The organism is Myxococcus qinghaiensis (assembly GCF_024198215.1).
In the GTDB taxonomy this organism is placed as follows: domain Bacteria; phylum Myxococcota; class Myxococcia; order Myxococcales; family Myxococcaceae; genus Myxococcus; species Myxococcus qinghaiensis.
The window spans coordinates 42,626-58,407 of the sequence record NZ_JAKCFA010000035.1 but is presented as its reverse complement, the minus strand read 5'-3'; the positions used below and the strand labels follow the sequence as shown (position 1 = coordinate 58,407).

Here is a 15,782-nt window from a genome sequence, read left to right as displayed (position 1 = left end):
GTTCCGGAGCGGGCCCTGTTCCTCTCAGTGCTACGGAACCCCGAGCAGGCGCAGTCCCGCCGCGGTGACGGCCGCCGCCACCACCACCGCGATGAAGGGCAGCCGACGCCAGGCCAAGAGCGCACCGACGAACACCCCCGCCGGCCGCGCCCACCCCGCGAAGCCTCCCTGCGCCATCAACGTCGACGTGGCCACCAGCGCCGCCAGCATCGCGATGGTCGCCATGGACATCAGCTCCTGCACCCTCGCTGACAGCTGGAGCCGCTCGCTCAACAACGGCCCCGCGATGCGAAAGCCGAACGTCCCTACCGCCAACACCAGAATGGGCAACAGCGTCATCGCAGGGCCACTCCCACGGCGAGAATCGACAGCAACACCGGCACACCCGCGGGCAACAACGGCGTCGCCGCCAGGGCGATGAGCGCGCCCACCAGCGCCACCCGCCGCCCCTTGGTGGCCTTGCGCTTCACCACCTCGGACGCGTCCGCCTCCTTGGGCGGAAGCAGCGACGGCAACAGCAGCGCGAGCATGCTCGCGGGGAACGCCGCGTCGAGCCCCAGGAGCTCCGGGTTGCCCACCGTGCGACCCGCCCAGCCGCCCACCACGACGCCCATATTCCACGCCACGAACAGCATGCCCCCACACAACCAATAGGCGGCGCGCTTGCGCCCCGGCTCGCGCTGCGCCAGGGCGAAGGCCACCGACTCATCCACCATCAAGTGCGCGCCCAACAACCGCATGGGCCACCGCTTCCCCAGCACGTCCGCCACCGCCATTCCGAACGGCAGATGCCGCGCGTTGAGCAACAGCCCCGCGAACACCGCCGCCACCGGCGTGGCCCCCGCCGCCACCATGCCCACCGCGACGAACTGCGCGCCCCCCGCGAACACCACCACCGACATGAACAGGGCCATCCACACCGACAGCCCCGCCGCCACCGCGAGCGCGCCAAACGACACGCCCACCACTCCGGACGCCAGCGCCACGGCACCCACATCCCGGACGAGGGCGCGATCCACGTTTCCCATGCGCACCAATGTGGACAGAAGCCTGTCGTTCGTCAATAAGAACGACCATGCCGGTAAAACGAACGCCCAAGCCACCCAGCCCGCTGGATGCCATCGCCATCGCCCTGCGCCGGGAGCGGGAGCGCGCGGACGTGTCGCTGTCGGAGCTGGCCCGGCGCGCCAACATCTCCAAGTCCACGCTGTCCCAGTTGGAGGCCGGTAGCGGCAACCCCAGCATCGAGACGCTGTGGGCACTGGCCGTGGCCCTGGGCGTGCCCTTCAGCCGCCTGGTCGACCCGCCCACCCGCGAGGTGCGCGTCATCCGCGCGGGCGAGGGCGCCGCCATCCGCTCCGAGCAGGCCCACTTCACCGGCATCATGCTGTCCGCCTGCCCTCCCGGCGCGCGCAGGGACCTCTACGTCATCAACCTGGAGCCCGGCGCCGCCCGCCACGCCCAGCCCCACATCCCCGGCAGCGTCGAGCACCTGGTCGTCAGCAAGGGCCGCCTGCGCGCGGGCCCCACCGATGCCTCCGTGGAGCTGGGCCCCGGCGACTACGCGACCTTCTCCGGCGACGTGCCCCACACCTACGAGGCGCTCGCACCTCATACCGTGGCCGTCATGCTGATGGAGCATGTCTAGGGACACCCACCCCCGGGGTGGTGGAAATGGCAGCGAGCGGGCACAAAAAGTCGCGCGCCCGGGGAACAACACCTCTCCGGGGCTGAACCGTCGCTCAGGACATGGGAGACTCGGAGGAGAATGAGCACGGCCCCCATCCTCGGAATCGACTTCGGGACCACCAACACCTCGGCGGCCTTCTTCGACAAGGCGGGCAAGCTGCGGTTGGTGCCCGTGACGGACAAGAGCTTCACGCTGCCTTCGGTGGTGTGGTTCCACGCGGCGGACAAGGCCATCGTCGGCCACGCGGCGCGGCGGCAGATCATCGACGACCCACGGCACACCGTCTTCGGCGCCAAGCGCTTCCTGGGCCGCCGCTTCCAGTCCGAGTACGTGACGCAGCACAAGGACAAGTACGCCTTCGAGCTGGTGGAGGCCCCGGACGGCTACACCGCGGTGACGATGTACGGGAAGCAGACGTCGCTGACGGACGTCACCCAGCTGGTCATCCGGCAGATGCTCACGCTGGCGACCCACACGGCCGGGGAGCCCTTCCGCGAGTGCGTGCTCACCGTGCCCGCGCACGCCAGCATCCGCCAGCGCGAGGCGGTGCGACAGGCCGCCCAGCAGTGCGGGCTCCAGGTGCGCGCCATCGTCAACGAGCCCACGGCGGCGGCGCTGTACTACGCCAACCTGCGAAACCCCGAGCAGACGGTGATGGTGTTCGACCTGGGCGGCGGCACGTTCGACGCCACGCTGCTCGCGGTGCAGAACCGCGTGGTGAAGGTGCTGGCCACCGGCGGTGACGCGTTCCTGGGTGGCGCCAACTTCGATGAGCGCATCGTCGAGATGCTGGTGACGGACTTCCAGCGCCAGCACGGCATCGACCTGCGCGGCAACCAGGTGGTGATGCAGCGGCTGGTGTTCGCCGCCGAGTCCGCGAAGATGATGCTCAGCGCGAAGGACTCCACCGTGCTGCGCGTGCCCTGCATCGCCCAGAAGGACGGCGGCTTCGTCGACTTCGACTACACGCTCACGCGCAAGCAGCTGGAGGAGATGGTGTTCCAGCTCATCGAGCGCGCCGCGTCCGCGTGCGACGACGTGCTGGAGCGCGCCAAGCTGAAGGCCGAGCAGGTGGACGAGCTGGTGCTGGTGGGCGGCCAGACGCGCATGCCCGTCATCCGCCAGCGCTTCGCCCACTTCAAGCGCCTGTCCTCGGAGAAGGAGGTCAACCCGGAGCTGGGCGTGGCCGTGGGCGCGGCGATTCTGGGGCGCAACCTGGCGCGCGGCATCAGCGGGCTGGCGGACGTGGTCCCCATGCCCATCGGCATCATGGTGCCCGGCGGCGCGCAGCACGAGGTCATCCCCGCCAACACCCCCGTGCCCGCTACGAAGTCCGTCACGCTGGAGCTGCCGCTCATCCCCGGCCCCATCTCCGTCGCCCTCTTCGAGTCGCTCGACACCACCACGGTGGACCGCGAGCTGCTCGGCACCGTGCGAATCGACCTGGACTGGCGCACCACGCACAAGGGGCCCACCACCCTGGAGCTGCGCATGGGCCAGGACTTCGTCCTCAACGCGGCCCTCGTCTCGCCCCATGGCACGCGTCACCCGCTGCCCATCACCGACCTGCGCGCCCCCAAGCGCGCCTCGTAGCGCACGGGGGCGGCCTTCCGGAGGACGCCTGGTGCGGCTCACTGGTACTGGTCAGGCAGCGTCTCCTCGGCGATGGACTCGCCAGCTCCCGGGTCCATCACGATGATTTCGGCGGCCGTGTGCACGCCTCCGGCGATGAAGTAGCCCACCCGGACCTCGGCCTCGTCAGTCAACTGCCCCCGCTTGCTCGAGTCCGTCCAGGCGTAGGTGGTGCGGTCGTCGATGCGCAGCGTGAGGTCCTCTCCCGCGCCGGTGTCGTGGACCGTGAGGTGGTCCGGCCCTGCCTCGACGATGCGTCCACTCACCGCCTCGTCCACCTTGTCCAGGTCCAGGATTGGGTTCTCGGTCTGCATGGCGCTCCCGTTCCGGAGGCTCCCCGCTCGGCTCCACCCTGACCACCAGGCGAGCCCGAGCCCCTTCGCCCGGCCGACACGGTGAGAGGAGGCCCCCATCCAGTCTTCAAGCTGACCTCGACGCGCGCGCTGGGCCAGCCATGGCCCGCGCCCCTGCCCCGACTCCCTGCGACGGAGCAGCGAGCGCGGGGAGCGGGCACGCCTGGCGCCCGCTCCCCGCCTGAGTCACGAGGTGTGGCGACTACGTGCAGTTGGCGTTGTAGCCAGGGCCGCCGAAGTAGAAGTACCGGCCCCAGCCACCCGGGTTGTTGCCCTGGATGATGTCGTAGCAGTTGCTGTCATTGCGCCAGGCGCCCAGCGACGCGGGCTCCCGGTAGGTGTTGGCGGTGTCCACGTAGAGCATGTTGCGCGTATAGGCGGAGAAGGAGAAGCCCTGCCCCGGGTAGGAGCCGCTGCCCATGTCCGTGGACGTGTGGAGGTTGCCATTGCGGTTGTCGATGATTTCACCGCCGAAGTCGATGACGTCGGCCCGGTCCATCAACCCCGCGGCGTCGAAGCGCGTGCGCGGGTAGTAGCCCACCCAGATGTCCTGGAACTTCAGCCACCAGGCGCCGGTGGTGCCATCCTTGAACCACATCAGCTTGAACTCGTACTGCGGGCCGTTGAAGACGCTGTACTGGTTGAAGCCGCCGCCAATGGTGACGGTGTTGTTCACCTGGACGAACGCGCCGCAGCTCAGGTTGTAGCAACCGCCGCTGCCGTAGTTGTCGGGCGTGAAGTAGATGAAGAGGCGCGCTCGGTCATCCCCGTAGAGGTCCCGGTACTTCTGCCAGCCGGCCTCCACCGTCTCCAGCGTCGAGCCCGAGCCACGGACGACCCACATCTGCGACAGGCTGAACTCGTTGGACAGCTCCGTGTACGGGCTCCAGACGTTGAAGAAGGCCTCCGCGCCCATGTTGGCCACGCCCTGGGAAGCGTGCGCGTACTGGTGCAGGTCCGTGGGGCCGGCGCGCACGGACGGCGTGGCGTACCCCAGCGAGCGCAGCTTTTCGGTCTCCACCGAGGCGTTGCCGCGCAGGTGGCCGGGGACCTTCTGACGGAAGTCGTCCAGCGACTCGAAGCGCTTGAGCGTGTCGAGCGTCAGTCGGACGATGGGCACGGAGCCCTCCGGGCAGCGGCGCAGCGCACCCGTGGCGTCCAGGTCATCCGGCGCGGTCTCCAGGCCCTCCAGCGTCGCGGGCTGGGCCCGCCACTTCGCCTCGGGCGCGGTGGGAGACGCAACGAGGCGCTCGGGAGACACGGGCTCGGTTCCCGGCGCGAGCTGGATGCGGTGGTGCTCCATGCCGGGCTGCCGCAGCGCGGGCTGTGCGTACAGCGGCACGCAGTCGATGCCATCACCGCCCTGGCTGGTGAAGCGGTGCACCACGGACTTCGCGTCGTAGAGCGAGTCGACGTAGTCCTTCATCTTCGCCAGCTCCGCCGAATCGCGCACGCGCTCCACCAGCCCCGCGGACGCGGACGACGACGGCTCGGCGCCGGTGGCTTCGGGCCCGGCGACTCCGCCACACCCCACCGCGCCCAGACACAGCCAGGACACAACTCCCCATCGCATCCCCCGGTTCTGGACGTACGACGACTTTCGCTGCTCACGCATATGTCGCCCCTCTTGCTCGTGGCTCGTCCGCTGCGATTCGCAGCAGGACAGGGAATGAACGTCTCGCTGGAAATCCTTCGGTTCGAGCCACGACTTCATCATGCGAGGATGCGGCAACGCAGGGGAGGACTACGGCATGGTCGGAAGAATGGCGTTGGGCTGGACGCTGATTCGCGTGGTGTTTGGAATTGTACTGGCGCTGGGACACGGGTTCGCGAAAGTCACCGGGGACATGTCCAAGTTCGCCGCGGGCGTGGCGGAGCTGGGGTTTCCCTTTCCGCTCTTCTTCGCGTGGTGCGCGTCGTTGGCGGAGCTGGTGGGTGGGGTGCTCGTGGCGGTGGGCCTCTTCACTCGGCCGGCGGCGTTGTTCGCGGGCTTCACGATGCTGGTGGCGCTGTTCCGCCACCGCGCGGACCCGTTTGGCCGCATGGAGCTGGCGCTGCTCTATCTCACGGTGATGGTGGCGGTGGCCCTCATCGGCGGAGGGCCGTGGAGCCTGGACGCGCGCGTGCGGCGCAAGGCGTAACGCGCTACGCGGCCACGCGCTCCACGCACGCGGGCACGTCGTTCGTGGGGATGTTGACCACGCGCGAGACTTCGTAGGCCTCCATCCCGCCGTCGACGGCGGGCACCAGCAGCGGCAACAACACCGCCGCCTCTTGGGGCTCCGGACGCAGCCACACTTCCTGCGCTTGTGGCGACAGGATGACGGGCATCCGGTCATGGATGGGCGCCATCAGCGCGTTGGGGCCCGTGGTGATGATGGTGCACGTGCGCAACACCTCACCCGTGTCCGGCGCCGTCCACTCCTCCCACAGCCCCGCGAGCGCCAGGGGCTTGCCGTCCTCGCGGTGGAAGAGGAAGGGCGTCTTCGGCTTCGTGGACTGCTTCCACTCGTACCAGCCGTCCACCACCACCAGACAGCGCCGACGCTTGAGCGCGCTGCGGAAGCTGGGCTTCTCCGCCACCGTCTCGCCCCGCGCGTTGATGAGCTTGTTGCCGATGCTCGCGTCCTTCGCCCACGAGGGGATGAGCCCCCACCGGAACGCATCCAACATCCGCGCTCCGTCATTTGGCACCACGGGCATCAACTGCGTGGGTGCCAGGTTGAAGCGCGGGCGGTCCACCGCCGCGCGAATGCCCGCGAGCCCCAGCTCCACCACGAGCTGGTCTGGAGAAGTCCGAACGGTGACACGGCCGCACATGGGCCCGGAGTATCTCCCTGTCCACGGCGAGACCCAAGCAGTCCGTGAAGGGCCGCCCTGGAAGCAACCGGCCGGCCTACGCGGTAGACTCCAGGGAATGAGCGATGACAACCGTTCGAGCTTCGGCGGACCGTCGGAGACGAAGAAGAATCCGAAGGTGTTTGGCATCCCGGTGAAGATCGACCCGTATACGTCCGTGCGCCCGACGCACCCCACCGGCGAGTACGGCATGCCCAACACGGCCACGAGGAAGAAGAGCGACAAGCCCTTCGACCCCTTCGCCGTCGTCATCGAGTCACCAGAAGGCGGCACCTGAGCGACGCGGCGCGCTGAAACCGGCACCTCGCCCGCCGCCCCTGGTCTACATAGGCGGGTCATGAACCGGTTCGCGCTCCTGTCCCTCTGTGCCGCCTCGCTCGTCGCCTGCACGGAACGCTCCTCCAAGCAGTCCCCTGACGCGGAGGCGAGCCCATCCGCGCCTCGCGTGGAAGCCCAGGCGCCCGTCGTCGCGCCTCCCCCCGCCGCCCCCACTCCAGCCGTTGTCGAAGCGGTGGGAACCCCGGACTCCGGAACAATGGCGGGCGGCACCGGGCCCTCGGACGCGAGCACCGCGAAGTGCTCGGCGATGGGCGTGCCAGTCCGGCCGGCGGCCACCGGAGGTCCCCCGCCTCCGCCCAAGGCCGTGGAGAGCATGCGCAACCGAATCATGGCCGCCGCCAGGGCCTGCGACTACGCGGAGCTGGCGAAGCTGGTCGACGAGAAAGGCAAGAGCGTGCGCTTCTCCTTCGGGGACGGGGACGACGCGGTGGCCTACTGGAAGGAGCAGGAGGCCCAGGGTGAGCCCGTCCTCGCGCGCATCGTCCAGGTGCTGGAGCTGCCCTATGCGAAGCAGGGGGACATCTATTACTGGCCCTGGCTTCACGTCACGGGGCTCAAGACTCCGCAGGACCGCAAGGCCCTCACCGGCATCTATTCCGACGAGGAGTTGAAGGGCATGCAGGAGGCCTTCGACGATGCCTATGTCGGACTGCGCGTGGGCATCAGCAAGACGGGTGACTGGCAGCTCGCCGTCTCCGGAGACTGAAGCTCCCTTCGCCGTTCGCCGCACCGGGCCCACCATTCGCCGCGCGTTCCTGGCCATTGCCTGCACGCCCCGGAAAGGGCGAGGCGCGCGGCGACATGCTGGCGAGCATGAGAAGACTTCCGTTATCGCTCGTGCTCGTCACCCTCCTCTTCGCTCCCACCGCGCGCTCCGCCGAGGACTCCGCGCGGCCCCGCGTCCAGGCCGCCCTGGAGGCCATGGGCGGTGAAGCCCGGCTGCGGTCCCTCTCCAGCCTGCGACTCCACGGCATCGGCCACTGGAACCTGCTGGAGCAATCCGAGCGCCCCACCCCACCCTGGCTCGTCTCGTACGAGCAGCTCGAGGAGGTGCGGGACCTGCGCCTGCGCCGGCTTCGACAGAAGACGGAGGGCCGGGGCGCGGGCGGCCTCGACACGTGGCAGGCCGTGACGCTGGTGCTGGCCGATGGCGTCGTCGCCATGGAGCGCGGCGGCAAGCTGTTTCCCGCTGGCGCCGCGCAGCTCCAGGACATGGAGGAGCGCCTCGACTTCGCTCCCGAGCGGGTCCTCCTGACCGCGCTGGCGGCGACCGACCTGCGCTCCGCTCCCGACACCGTGTTGCAGGACGTGCCCCACCATGTGGTGACGTTCCACCACGGGCGCGCGACGGCGAAGCTGTTCCTCAATGCCCGCACCGGACTGCCCACACAGGTGGAGACCGTGGACGCGCACCCCGGAGACTTCTTCTGGAGCGTCTGGGGTGACGTGCGCACGCGGCTGTCCTTCCAGTCGTGGTCCCTGGAGTCCGGCGGTCTGCGCTACCCGCGACACTGGGAATGGGAGCGCAACGGCAACGCCTATCACTCCTTCACGGTGACGCGGCTGGAGCTGGAGCCCGCGCTGGCCGAGTCGGACTTCGTCATCCCGGAGGACGTGCGCAAGGGTTTCGCGACGCGGAGCAAGATGACGGCGGAGACCGCTCCCCTGGGTCGGCCGGACCGCCCCGCCGTCGAGCTGGTCCCCGGCGTGGTGCACCTGCCCGGCGCCTGGGACGTGGCGCTCGTGAAGCAGGACGACGGCCTGGTCATCATCGAGGCACCGTTGTCCTCGGGTTACTCCTCACGGGTGCTGGACGAAGCCCAGCGGCGCTTCCCGGGCGTGAAGGTGAAGGCCGTGGTGTCCACCAGTGATGCGTGGCCGCACATCGGCGGACTGCGGGAGTACGTCGCTCGCGGAATGCCCCTCCATGTGCTGGACCTCAACCGTCCGCTGGTGGAGCGGCTGTTGAAGTCGCCCCGCACCCTCACTCCGGATGCGCTCGCGAAGTCGCCGCGCTCCGCGATGGTTCGGCCCGTGGGCACACGCACCACGCTGGGCTCGGGGAAGAATCGCCTGGAGCTGGTGCCGGTGCGCACCGAGACAGGAGAGCGCATGCTCTTCGTCTGGTTCCCTGAACATCGCCTCCTGTACACCAGCGACCTGGTGCAGCCGCGGCCGGACGGCTCGTTCTTCAACGTGCAGCAGGTCGACGAGACAGTGGACGTGGCGGCGCGCGAGAAGCTGGAGGTGGCCCGCGTCTTTGGCATGCACTTGAGTGCCAGCGAGTGGTCAAGCCTCACGACCGCCGTGGAGAAGGCCCGGGCTCCCGCGCCCTGACGCGCTCCGCTCGGCACGTGTGGCCCCGTCCACTCCTCAGCGGGTTCAGGCGAACCGGCCAGACGTGCCCGCTCCTTCCTTCAGGCCCGCGAAGCTTCACAATCTCGGGCCACCCCACAGCACGGACTGGAGCGTCTCGCATGCCCACACTCACGGCCAGGACTCCCAGTGCCTCCGAGACGACCCAGGACGCCACCAGGAGCTCGCGGACTCCGGCTCCGGTGGACAGCTCTCCGCGCGTGAGCCAGCTCCGCGCGCTCCAGGAGGGGCTCAGCCGGAGCCCTCGCGTTCAACGGATGACCCAGCTCAAGGCCGCGCTCAATCCCAGCGCCGCCGCGCCCATCCAGCGGATGCGCTGGCGCAAGCAGGGGCCCGACATCCATCCAGAAGACCGCTCCTACCTGGGTGCGCCCGATGTCCGGGAGGGCCGCATCATCCCCACGGACTGGTTAGACAATGACGTCTGGGACGACGCCAATGGCAACGTCTACAACGGCACCACGGGCTTCCTTCGCTACAACCACCGCCTCGGCATTGGCAACGACGCCATGCTGCCCGGTGACTTCCAGGCGGAGCTGACCAAGCTGAATGACCACCCGGACCTGGCGACCAAGAAGAAGGCCGACAGCTATCGCGTCAAGCTGAACGCCCTCCGCTCGAAAATCCTGAAGTGGCTGGAGACGCTGGACAGCGACGCAAGGCTGGCGGACGGCACGCAAGAGGCCGCCGACCGGGCCCTGGTGCGAATCGACGCGCTCCGCGCGAACACGCTCTACCCACAGGCCCCGTACGCTCCGAAGACGAGGGGAGAGCGCGCCTCGCTCGCGTTGGGCGGAGCGTCCAGCCGACTCTATGACTCCGTCGCGCCGGCGGTTCTCACCGAGCCCGGGACGATGGACCTCAGCCAGATTGACTCCCGTGTATCGGACGAACCCACGGGCACGACGACAGTCCCCACCCATACCCTGGCGCCCCAAGATGATGGCTTGCGGTGGTGGGCCTCCGCGGCGATGGGTCTGCGGGAGACCGCGAGCAAGGCCTCGCAGGCGGCGCTGCTGCACATGAACGTGGGCTCGGGCCGAGTGCCCATTGGCGTGCGCCCGCCGGACCCGCACCACCCCGGGGGAGAGTTCATCGTCCTGGGCCACGAAGCCCCCATCGTCCAGGACACCAACCCCGAAGTGCAGGGGCTGCGAACGCCCAGCAGCGCCGAGCCACGGCACCGGGTCAGCTACCCGGCCTTCCTCGCCCGCCTCGAAGTCGTGAAGCTTGCGGCGCACGTGGAAGACCCACAGCTCGCCAAGGCGATGCTGGAGATGGTGCGCAATCCTGGCACCGACCCCGCCGACGTGGACGTGACTGTCCTCCCGCTCCTCCGGGAGTTGCTCGTCACCTGGATGGTCGCCGAGCCCGCACGCCATCGCTCCGTCATCTTCAACAGCGTCCTCGCCCTGCGGGAGGTCTCCAGCGGTCGAGCCTCCTTCCAGGACATGCTGACCGACGATGGTGCCCACCCCATGACGGGTGCCGGCACCGCGGGAGCAGGCCGAACGGCCGAAAAGACCGAAGCCGCCATGGTCCTCGGAGGTACCGCCGGCGACTTGATGAAGTCGTCGAAGGTCGTGCGCAAGCAGACCGAACAGCTGGCCAGGACCTCCGGCGACGGCAACCTGTCCTCGCCGCTGGAGGACGTGCTCCGCTCACACGGCGTCGGAGGCATGAACCTCCGCCCCCTGCCGCAGTAGGGGGTCCGGAGCGCGTACCTGCTCAGCGAGCCCGGCCGAGCCTGCGCTCCAGCACGTCCTTGCGTCCCCGGCTCACGCGAAGCCGCTGTCCCGTGCTCAGCACCACCACCGTCTCCGTGGGCGAGTCGTGGTGCAGCTCGCGGATGCGCTCCACGTTGACGATGGCCGAGCGGTGGATGCGCACGAAGCGCTCCGCGTCCAGCCGGGACTCCAGCGCCGCGAGGCTCTCTCGCAGCACATGCTCCCGCTCCCCGACGTGCAACGTGACGCAGTAGTCGTCAGCCCCAATCCAGTCGATGTCCGTCACCGGCACGAGCACCGAGCGCGTTCCCACCTTCACCAGCAACCGGTCCAGGGGCTCGTCCGGACGCGCAGGCTCCAATGGAGCGGCGGCCTCCATCCCCTGCGCGGGAGCCGCGTCCGCCAGCAGGGCCGCGAGCTTCCGCCCCAGCTCCACCGCCTCTCCCTGCCGCAGTCGCTGCCGGGCCCGATTCAGCGCCTCGTCGAAGCGCTCGTCCGCGAAGGGCTTCACCAGGTAGTCCACCGCGTGCATGTCGAAGGCCCGCACGGCGAAGGTGTCGTACGCGGTGATGAAGATGACCGCCGGCATCATCGCCGCGCCCACTTCCCGGACGACGCCGAACCCATCCAGCTCCGGCATCTGCACGTCGAGCAGCACCAGCCGGGGCCGCAGCGCGTGGATGGCGGCCACCGCTTCGCGTCCGTCGCGACACTCACCACACACCGTCACGTCCGCATGGCGGCTCAGCGCCTGCCGCAGCCCCCGGCGGGCCAGCGGCTCGTCATCCACCAGCAGGACGCTCAGCTCAGCCACGCGGGGCCCCTACCTCGGCCACCGCGGCGACGGAGTGGAACGGCAGGGTGACGGTGGCCACCGTGCCCACGCCCTCCCTCGGGGGAGTGACGACGACGCGCCCCGCGTCGCCATAGAGCTGCGACAAGCGCGCCCGCGTATTGGACAGGCCGATGCCCGGGCTGCGCTCCAGGTCGAAGCCCGGCGGAAGTCCCGGCCCGTCGTCCTCCACCTCCAGCGTCAGCGCCGCACCCTGGCGACGCGCGCGGATGTGCAGCACGCCCGCCGCCGAGCGAGCGGAGACGCCGTGCCGGATGGCGTTCTCCACCAAGGGCTGGAGCACCAGGTGGGGCACCCGCGCATCCAGGAGCGCCTCGTCCACATCCCAGTCGACGCGCAAGCGGTCCTGGAAGCGAAGCTGTTGAATCTCCAGGTAGCGCGACAGCACCGCGACCTCTTCTCGCAGGGAGACTTCCTGCGTGGCGCCCTGACGAAGCAATCCGCGCAGGATGTCCCCGAGCAGCACGAGCATCCTCGCGGCCGTGTCCGTCTCCTGCTCGCGCACCAGCACGACGATGGCGTTGAGCGTGTTGAACAGGAAGTGCGGATGGAGCTGGACTTGAAGCGCCTGCAGCCGGGCCACCGAGAGTTCGACAGCGAGCGCCGCGGCCTGGCGCTCCTTCTCTCGCGCCCTCTGCTGGGAAGCGAGCGACTGTGCCACGCCCACCACCGCCGCGTAGGTCATCGCCATCATCGGCAGCCAGCCCAGCCAGAAGCGCAGCAGCATCGGCGCGAAGGACGGCCCATTCCCGCCCATTCCCGGAGCGAAGGCGCGCTGGCAGACGGTGTACACGAGCGCGAAGAGGCCCCCCACGCCCAGACAGGCCAGCAGGTGGCCGGCCCAGGCTCGCACCTGGAAGGGGCGCCCCAGGCGCCAGCGGCGGGCGAGGTGGAAGACGAGCGGCGTGGCGGGCACCCAGATGTACCAGGCCGGGAGCTGCGACAGGAAGGCGCGCCAGGGCTCCAGGGGCCTGGGGCCCGACTGGCTGAAGAAGTACGTCTCCAGCGCCGACAGCATCCCCGGCGCGGTCCACACCGCGACCGACCTCAGCCATCTCCGCCACGAAGAGGACGGCGTCTGTTCTTCCATCGGTGTCACGGTGCCGCCGAGTCTAGCGGAGCCTCAGGGAGAGACCTACGTCGGCGTCGAACCCAAGAGCGTCGAAGCACATGCCTCCCTCGCCACCTCGGAAGGCCAGGGCACGGACAGGGGCATCGCTTGCGAGCCCTGGCTCCGGTGCCCACCTGTCGGAGAAGGAGGCCAAGGCCCATGGGACTCGGAAGGACGAAGGCGGTACCCACTCTCGCGGTGACGGACTTGAAGACGGCCCGGCGGTTCTACGGCGAGGTGCTGGGATTCGAAGAGGTGCCCGAGCTGGGGGAGGAGGAAGGCGCGGCCATGTTCCGCGTCAGCGGAGATTCCTTCCTGCTGCTCTATGAGCGCTCGACGCCCTCCGGCTCCACCGCCACCGCGTGCTCGTTCCCCGTGGAGGACGTGGAGGCGACGGCGGACCGCCTGCGGCTCGCCGGCGTGAAGCTGGAGGACTACGACATTCCGGAGATGGGCATCCAGACCCGCAACGGCATCGCCACCATGGGCGACATCAAGTCCGCGTGGTTCAAGGACCCCTCTGGAAACATCCTGGCCATCGACAATTCGCTCTCCAACCTGGAGCAACGCGACCGCGGTCCGCGCAAGGGCATGCCCGGAGAGGACCTTCACGCCTGAGGCACGGCGAGGGCGCCGCTAGGTCGGCAGCTTGATGCCGGACAGCCGCTGATACAGCTCCACCGCGAAGCCATCCGTCATCCCGGAGATGTAGTCGGTGACGCACAGGAGCCGCTGGTACATGGACAGTCGCGCGAGCGCCCCGCCGATGTCCTCGTTGAGCGAGAGCGGCTTGTCCGGACGCTGGAACAACTCCAGGGGGAGCAGCTGCCGCAGCTTCTTCTCCTCGCGGTTGGGCGTGTCCGTCACCACCGCCGCCGCGAACATGTCCAAGAGGCCGCCCAGGGTCTTGAAGCCCGCGCTCTCGATTTGCAGCACACGCTCGCTCTCGTAGCCCTGGCGCCGCGTCAGCTCCTTGATGTCCTTCAGCGGCACGCGAATCTCTTCCCGCACGGATATCAGGGAGGTCTCCCACTCGCCCTCCTCCATCGCCGCCACGTGCTCCAGGAACACGCGCACGCACGCCTGGATGAGCACGCCAATCGCTCGCGCCCGGGCCTGCGCCATCCGAGTCTCCGGATGCGCCGGAGGCGGTCGGGTGTCCGCCTTCTCCGGTGGCAGCACCCGGTCCAGCAGCTCGCAGGCCTCCTTCGTCGGAATCAACCCGAGCTTCGCGGAGTCCTCCAGGTCGATGACCGCGTAGCAGATGTCGTCCGCCGCCTCGACGAGGAAGGCCAGCGGGTGCCGTGAGAAGACACCCTCCTCGCGCTCCCGCAGACCCGCGGCGCGATAGGCCTCCAGCGCCAGCACGCGGTCGTCCTGGAAGTAACCGAACTTCTTCTCCGACACGCGCCCCTTCACCGGCACGCGGCCTCCGGGGAGCACGGACGGGCGCGGGTACTTGCTCATCGCGCCCAGGGTCGCCGCCGTGTAGCGCAGGCCGCCCCGCCGCTCTCGCGACTGGAGCCGGTTGAGGATGCGGAAGCCCTGCGCGTTGCCCTCGAAGCTCTCCAGGTCCTTCCACTCCTCGGAAGAGACGAAGGGGCTCGGGCGCTGGGACGGCGCGCTTCCCGGCGCGGCGAGATGCTTCTCCACCCAGTGCTGGATGGCCGCCTCACCGGAGTGGCCGAAGGGCGGGTTGCCGATGTCGTGCGCCAGGCACGCCGCGGCGACGATGGTGCCCAGGTGCGAGGGCTCCACCTTCACGCCCTGGTGCTTCAGCCCCCGGCCCGCGAGCTGGCCCAGCGAGCGCCCCACGCAGGACGCCTCGATGCTGTGAGTCAATCGCGTGCGCGTGTAGTCGCTCGACGACAGGGGGAAGACCTGCGTCTTGTCGTGCAGACAACGGAACTCGCTGGAGAAGACGATGCGGTCGTAGTCCACGTCGTACGGCGTGCGCTCATCCAGCAGCAGGTGCTCGTCGGCGACGGGCGGCCTCTCGACGAGCGCCTCCGCCGGCTTCGCGTCCGAGCCCACCCGGTGCCTCGAGAGGAACTGCACCCACCGCTCCGTCCGACTACCGCTACCCACGGATGCCTCACTGTCGCTGCGTGGAAGGACTGCGGATGTCCATGCTGCTCCGCCCACGGGCCGAGGCAAGTTTTCCCGGGACCTCCATGGCCCGGGGCACCTCCACCCACCCCAGCAGGCGGGCGGCGGCTCCGTCGTCCGGGAGGCCTCGTCGTGCTGGACGAGAGAGGACTCCCTGGGCAGCCTGCGTCACCGGTTCCCCTCACCACCGGAACCCAAGGAGTCCCCACGTATGAAGCTCAAGGCGTTGTGCATCGCCGTGTCGCTGCTGGCCGTCCCGGGCGTGGCCGCCGCGCAGAGCCCTCTCGATTCCATCAAGAAGGCCGCGGGTGACGCGGGCAAGTCCACCGTCGAGAAGCGCGTCAACACCAAGCTGACGGACGAGGCGAAGAAGAACCAGTGCAGCTTCAAGACGGGCACCGCGGAGCTGGCGCCCGGCTGCGACGGGAAGCTCAAGAAGCTGGCCAGCGCCCTCATCGACGCGAAGAAGCAGCTCACCAGCGCGGGCGTGAAGACCTACAAGTTCGAGGTCTCCGGCCACACCGACTCCACGGGTGACGCCGCGAAGAACAAGCAGCTCAGCGAGCAGCGCGCGGAGGCCATCGTCAAGGAGCTGGTCGCCCGAGGCATCTCCCGGAGCGAAATCATCGCCGTGGGGCTCGGCGCCGACCGTCCGCTGGTGACGCCGGACAACACCGAGGCGAAGAAGGCGAAGAACCGCCGGTACGAGCTCCAGGTCCGCCTGTAGTCGTCC

General features: G+C 69.2%; 17 protein-coding genes. 9 read left to right on the top strand and 8 right to left on the bottom strand.

The features are described from left to right. Positions 1 to 30: 30 nt before the first annotated feature. Both LZ199_RS41945 and LZ199_RS41940 read right to left on the bottom strand, forming a co-directional pair. Entirely contained in the window at positions 31 to 339 is a 309-nt protein-coding gene (locus LZ199_RS41945) for an AzlD domain-containing protein (RefSeq protein WP_253999426.1), read from the bottom strand. Further along, positions 336 to 1,028 (bottom strand): AzlC family ABC transporter permease, encoded by a 693-nt coding sequence (locus LZ199_RS41940; RefSeq protein WP_253999425.1) that lies wholly within the window; start codon positions 1,026 to 1,028, stop codon positions 336 to 338. Before LZ199_RS41940 ends, LZ199_RS41945 begins: the two co-directional genes overlap by 4 nt. 47 nt (positions 1,029 to 1,075) lie before the next feature. Here LZ199_RS41940 and LZ199_RS41935 point away from each other — a divergent pair, with 47 nt between their 5' ends. Further along, positions 1,076 to 1,648, top strand: coding sequence for a helix-turn-helix domain-containing protein (locus LZ199_RS41935; protein ID WP_253999424.1), 573 nt, complete (start codon positions 1,076 to 1,078; stop codon positions 1,646 to 1,648). 120 nt (positions 1,649 to 1,768) lie between these two features. Continuing rightward, complete coding sequence (locus tag LZ199_RS41930; RefSeq protein ID WP_253999423.1) at positions 1,769 to 3,283, top strand: Hsp70 family protein; 1,515 nt, start codon at positions 1,769 to 1,771, stop codon at positions 3,281 to 3,283. A gap of 38 nt (positions 3,284 to 3,321) precedes the next feature. On the opposite strand, the gene LZ199_RS41925 is transcribed toward LZ199_RS41930, so the two are convergent. Both LZ199_RS41925 and LZ199_RS41920 read right to left on the bottom strand, forming a co-directional pair. After that, entirely contained in the window at positions 3,322 to 3,636 is a 315-nt protein-coding gene (locus LZ199_RS41925) for a hypothetical protein (RefSeq protein WP_253999422.1), read from the bottom strand. Between the two features lie 241 nt (positions 3,637 to 3,877). Next, positions 3,878 to 5,290 (bottom strand): neprosin family prolyl endopeptidase, encoded by a 1,413-nt coding sequence (locus LZ199_RS41920; RefSeq protein WP_253999421.1) that lies wholly within the window; start codon positions 5,288 to 5,290, stop codon positions 3,878 to 3,880. Between the two features lie 136 nt (positions 5,291 to 5,426). Between LZ199_RS41920 and LZ199_RS41915 the strand changes: the two genes are divergently transcribed. Next, positions 5,427 to 5,816 carry a DoxX family protein gene (locus LZ199_RS41915; protein ID WP_253999420.1) on the top strand — a complete coding sequence of 130 codons (390 nt, stop codon included), beginning with the start codon at positions 5,427 to 5,429 and terminating at the stop codon, positions 5,814 to 5,816. A 4-nt stretch (positions 5,817 to 5,820) separates the two neighbouring features. On the opposite strand, the gene LZ199_RS41910 is transcribed toward LZ199_RS41915, so the two are convergent. Further along, on the bottom strand, positions 5,821 to 6,495 hold the full coding sequence (locus LZ199_RS41910) for an SOS response-associated peptidase (RefSeq protein WP_176434039.1): 675 nt from the start codon (positions 6,493 to 6,495) through the stop codon (positions 5,821 to 5,823). A gap of 97 nt (positions 6,496 to 6,592) precedes the next feature. Between LZ199_RS41910 and LZ199_RS41905 the strand changes: the two genes are divergently transcribed. From LZ199_RS41905 to LZ199_RS41890, 4 genes are all read left to right on the top strand, one after another. Continuing rightward, entirely contained in the window at positions 6,593 to 6,811 is a 219-nt protein-coding gene (locus LZ199_RS41905; RefSeq protein WP_253999419.1) for a hypothetical protein, read from the top strand. Between the two features lie 60 nt (positions 6,812 to 6,871). Continuing rightward, entirely contained in the window at positions 6,872 to 7,579 is a 708-nt protein-coding gene (locus tag LZ199_RS41900) for a hypothetical protein (protein ID WP_253999418.1), read from the top strand. Between the two features lie 107 nt (positions 7,580 to 7,686). Next, the gene (locus tag LZ199_RS41895; protein ID WP_253999417.1) at positions 7,687 to 9,210 is read left to right on the top strand and encodes an MBL fold metallo-hydrolase; all 1,524 of its coding nucleotides are present in this window, start codon (positions 7,687 to 7,689) and stop codon (positions 9,208 to 9,210) included. A gap of 140 nt (positions 9,211 to 9,350) precedes the next feature. Continuing rightward, on the top strand, positions 9,351 to 10,955 hold the full coding sequence (locus LZ199_RS41890) for a hypothetical protein (RefSeq protein ID WP_253999416.1): 1,605 nt from the start codon (positions 9,351 to 9,353) through the stop codon (positions 10,953 to 10,955). A 22-nt stretch (positions 10,956 to 10,977) separates the two neighbouring features. Here the strand turns inward: LZ199_RS41890 and LZ199_RS41885 are convergent, their stop codons facing one another. Both LZ199_RS41885 and LZ199_RS41880 read right to left on the bottom strand, forming a co-directional pair. Beyond that, the gene (locus LZ199_RS41885) at positions 10,978 to 11,790 is read right to left on the bottom strand and encodes a LytR/AlgR family response regulator transcription factor (protein ID WP_253999415.1); all 813 of its coding nucleotides are present in this window, start codon (positions 11,788 to 11,790) and stop codon (positions 10,978 to 10,980) included. Continuing rightward, positions 11,783 to 12,847: a sensor histidine kinase gene (locus LZ199_RS41880; protein WP_253999414.1), complete on the bottom strand. Its 1,065-nt coding sequence runs from the start codon at positions 12,845 to 12,847 to the stop codon at positions 11,783 to 11,785. The genes LZ199_RS41885 and LZ199_RS41880 overlap by 8 nt, the downstream gene beginning before the upstream one ends. A 252-nt stretch (positions 12,848 to 13,099) precedes the next feature. Between LZ199_RS41880 and LZ199_RS41875 the strand changes: the two genes are divergently transcribed. Beyond that, a complete protein-coding gene (locus tag LZ199_RS41875; protein WP_253999413.1) occupies positions 13,100 to 13,558 on the top strand; it encodes a VOC family protein in 459 nt (152 codons plus the stop codon). A gap of 18 nt (positions 13,559 to 13,576) precedes the next feature. Here the strand turns inward: LZ199_RS41875 and dgt are convergent, their stop codons facing one another. Beyond that, the gene (dgt, locus tag LZ199_RS41870) at positions 13,577 to 14,974 is read right to left on the bottom strand and encodes a dGTP triphosphohydrolase (RefSeq protein ID WP_323390295.1); all 1,398 of its coding nucleotides are present in this window, start codon (positions 14,972 to 14,974) and stop codon (positions 13,577 to 13,579) included. A gap of 286 nt (positions 14,975 to 15,260) precedes the next feature. Here dgt and LZ199_RS41865 point away from each other — a divergent pair, with 286 nt between their 5' ends. Next, positions 15,261 to 15,776 (top strand): OmpA family protein, encoded by a 516-nt coding sequence (locus LZ199_RS41865; protein WP_253999411.1) that lies wholly within the window; start codon positions 15,261 to 15,263, stop codon positions 15,774 to 15,776. The last annotated feature ends 6 nt before the right edge of the window (positions 15,777 to 15,782 follow it).

Bases quoted from the DNA above. Each gene is read 5' to 3' on its own strand.
- LZ199_RS41945 (WP_253999426.1), bottom strand. From the start codon at position 339: ATGACGCTGTTGCCCATTCTGGTGTTGGCGGTAGGGACGTTCGGCTTT.
- LZ199_RS41940 (WP_253999425.1), bottom strand. From the start codon at position 1,028: ATGGGAAACGTGGATCGCGCCCTCGTCCGGGATGTGGGTGCCGTGGCG.
- LZ199_RS41935 (WP_253999424.1), top strand. From the start codon at position 1,076: ATGCCGGTAAAACGAACGCCCAAGCCACCCAGCCCGCTGGATGCCATC.
- LZ199_RS41930 (WP_253999423.1), top strand. From the start codon at position 1,769: ATGAGCACGGCCCCCATCCTCGGAATCGACTTCGGGACCACCAACACC.
- LZ199_RS41925 (WP_253999422.1), bottom strand. From the start codon at position 3,636: ATGCAGACCGAGAACCCAATCCTGGACCTGGACAAGGTGGACGAGGCG.
- LZ199_RS41920 (WP_253999421.1), bottom strand. From the start codon at position 5,290: ATGCGTGAGCAGCGAAAGTCGTCGTACGTCCAGAACCGGGGGATGCGA.
- LZ199_RS41915 (WP_253999420.1), top strand. From the start codon at position 5,427: ATGGTCGGAAGAATGGCGTTGGGCTGGACGCTGATTCGCGTGGTGTTT.
- LZ199_RS41910 (WP_176434039.1), bottom strand. From the start codon at position 6,495: ATGTGCGGCCGTGTCACCGTTCGGACTTCTCCAGACCAGCTCGTGGTG.
- LZ199_RS41905 (WP_253999419.1), top strand. From the start codon at position 6,593: ATGAGCGATGACAACCGTTCGAGCTTCGGCGGACCGTCGGAGACGAAG.
- LZ199_RS41900 (WP_253999418.1), top strand. From the start codon at position 6,872: ATGAACCGGTTCGCGCTCCTGTCCCTCTGTGCCGCCTCGCTCGTCGCC.
- LZ199_RS41895 (WP_253999417.1), top strand. From the start codon at position 7,687: ATGAGAAGACTTCCGTTATCGCTCGTGCTCGTCACCCTCCTCTTCGCT.
- LZ199_RS41890 (WP_253999416.1), top strand. From the start codon at position 9,351: ATGCCCACACTCACGGCCAGGACTCCCAGTGCCTCCGAGACGACCCAG.
- LZ199_RS41880 (WP_253999414.1), bottom strand. From the start codon at position 12,847: ATGCTGTCGGCGCTGGAGACGTACTTCTTCAGCCAGTCGGGCCCCAGG.
- LZ199_RS41875 (WP_253999413.1), top strand. From the start codon at position 13,100: ATGGGACTCGGAAGGACGAAGGCGGTACCCACTCTCGCGGTGACGGAC.
- LZ199_RS41865 (WP_253999411.1), top strand. From the start codon at position 15,261: ATGAAGCTCAAGGCGTTGTGCATCGCCGTGTCGCTGCTGGCCGTCCCG.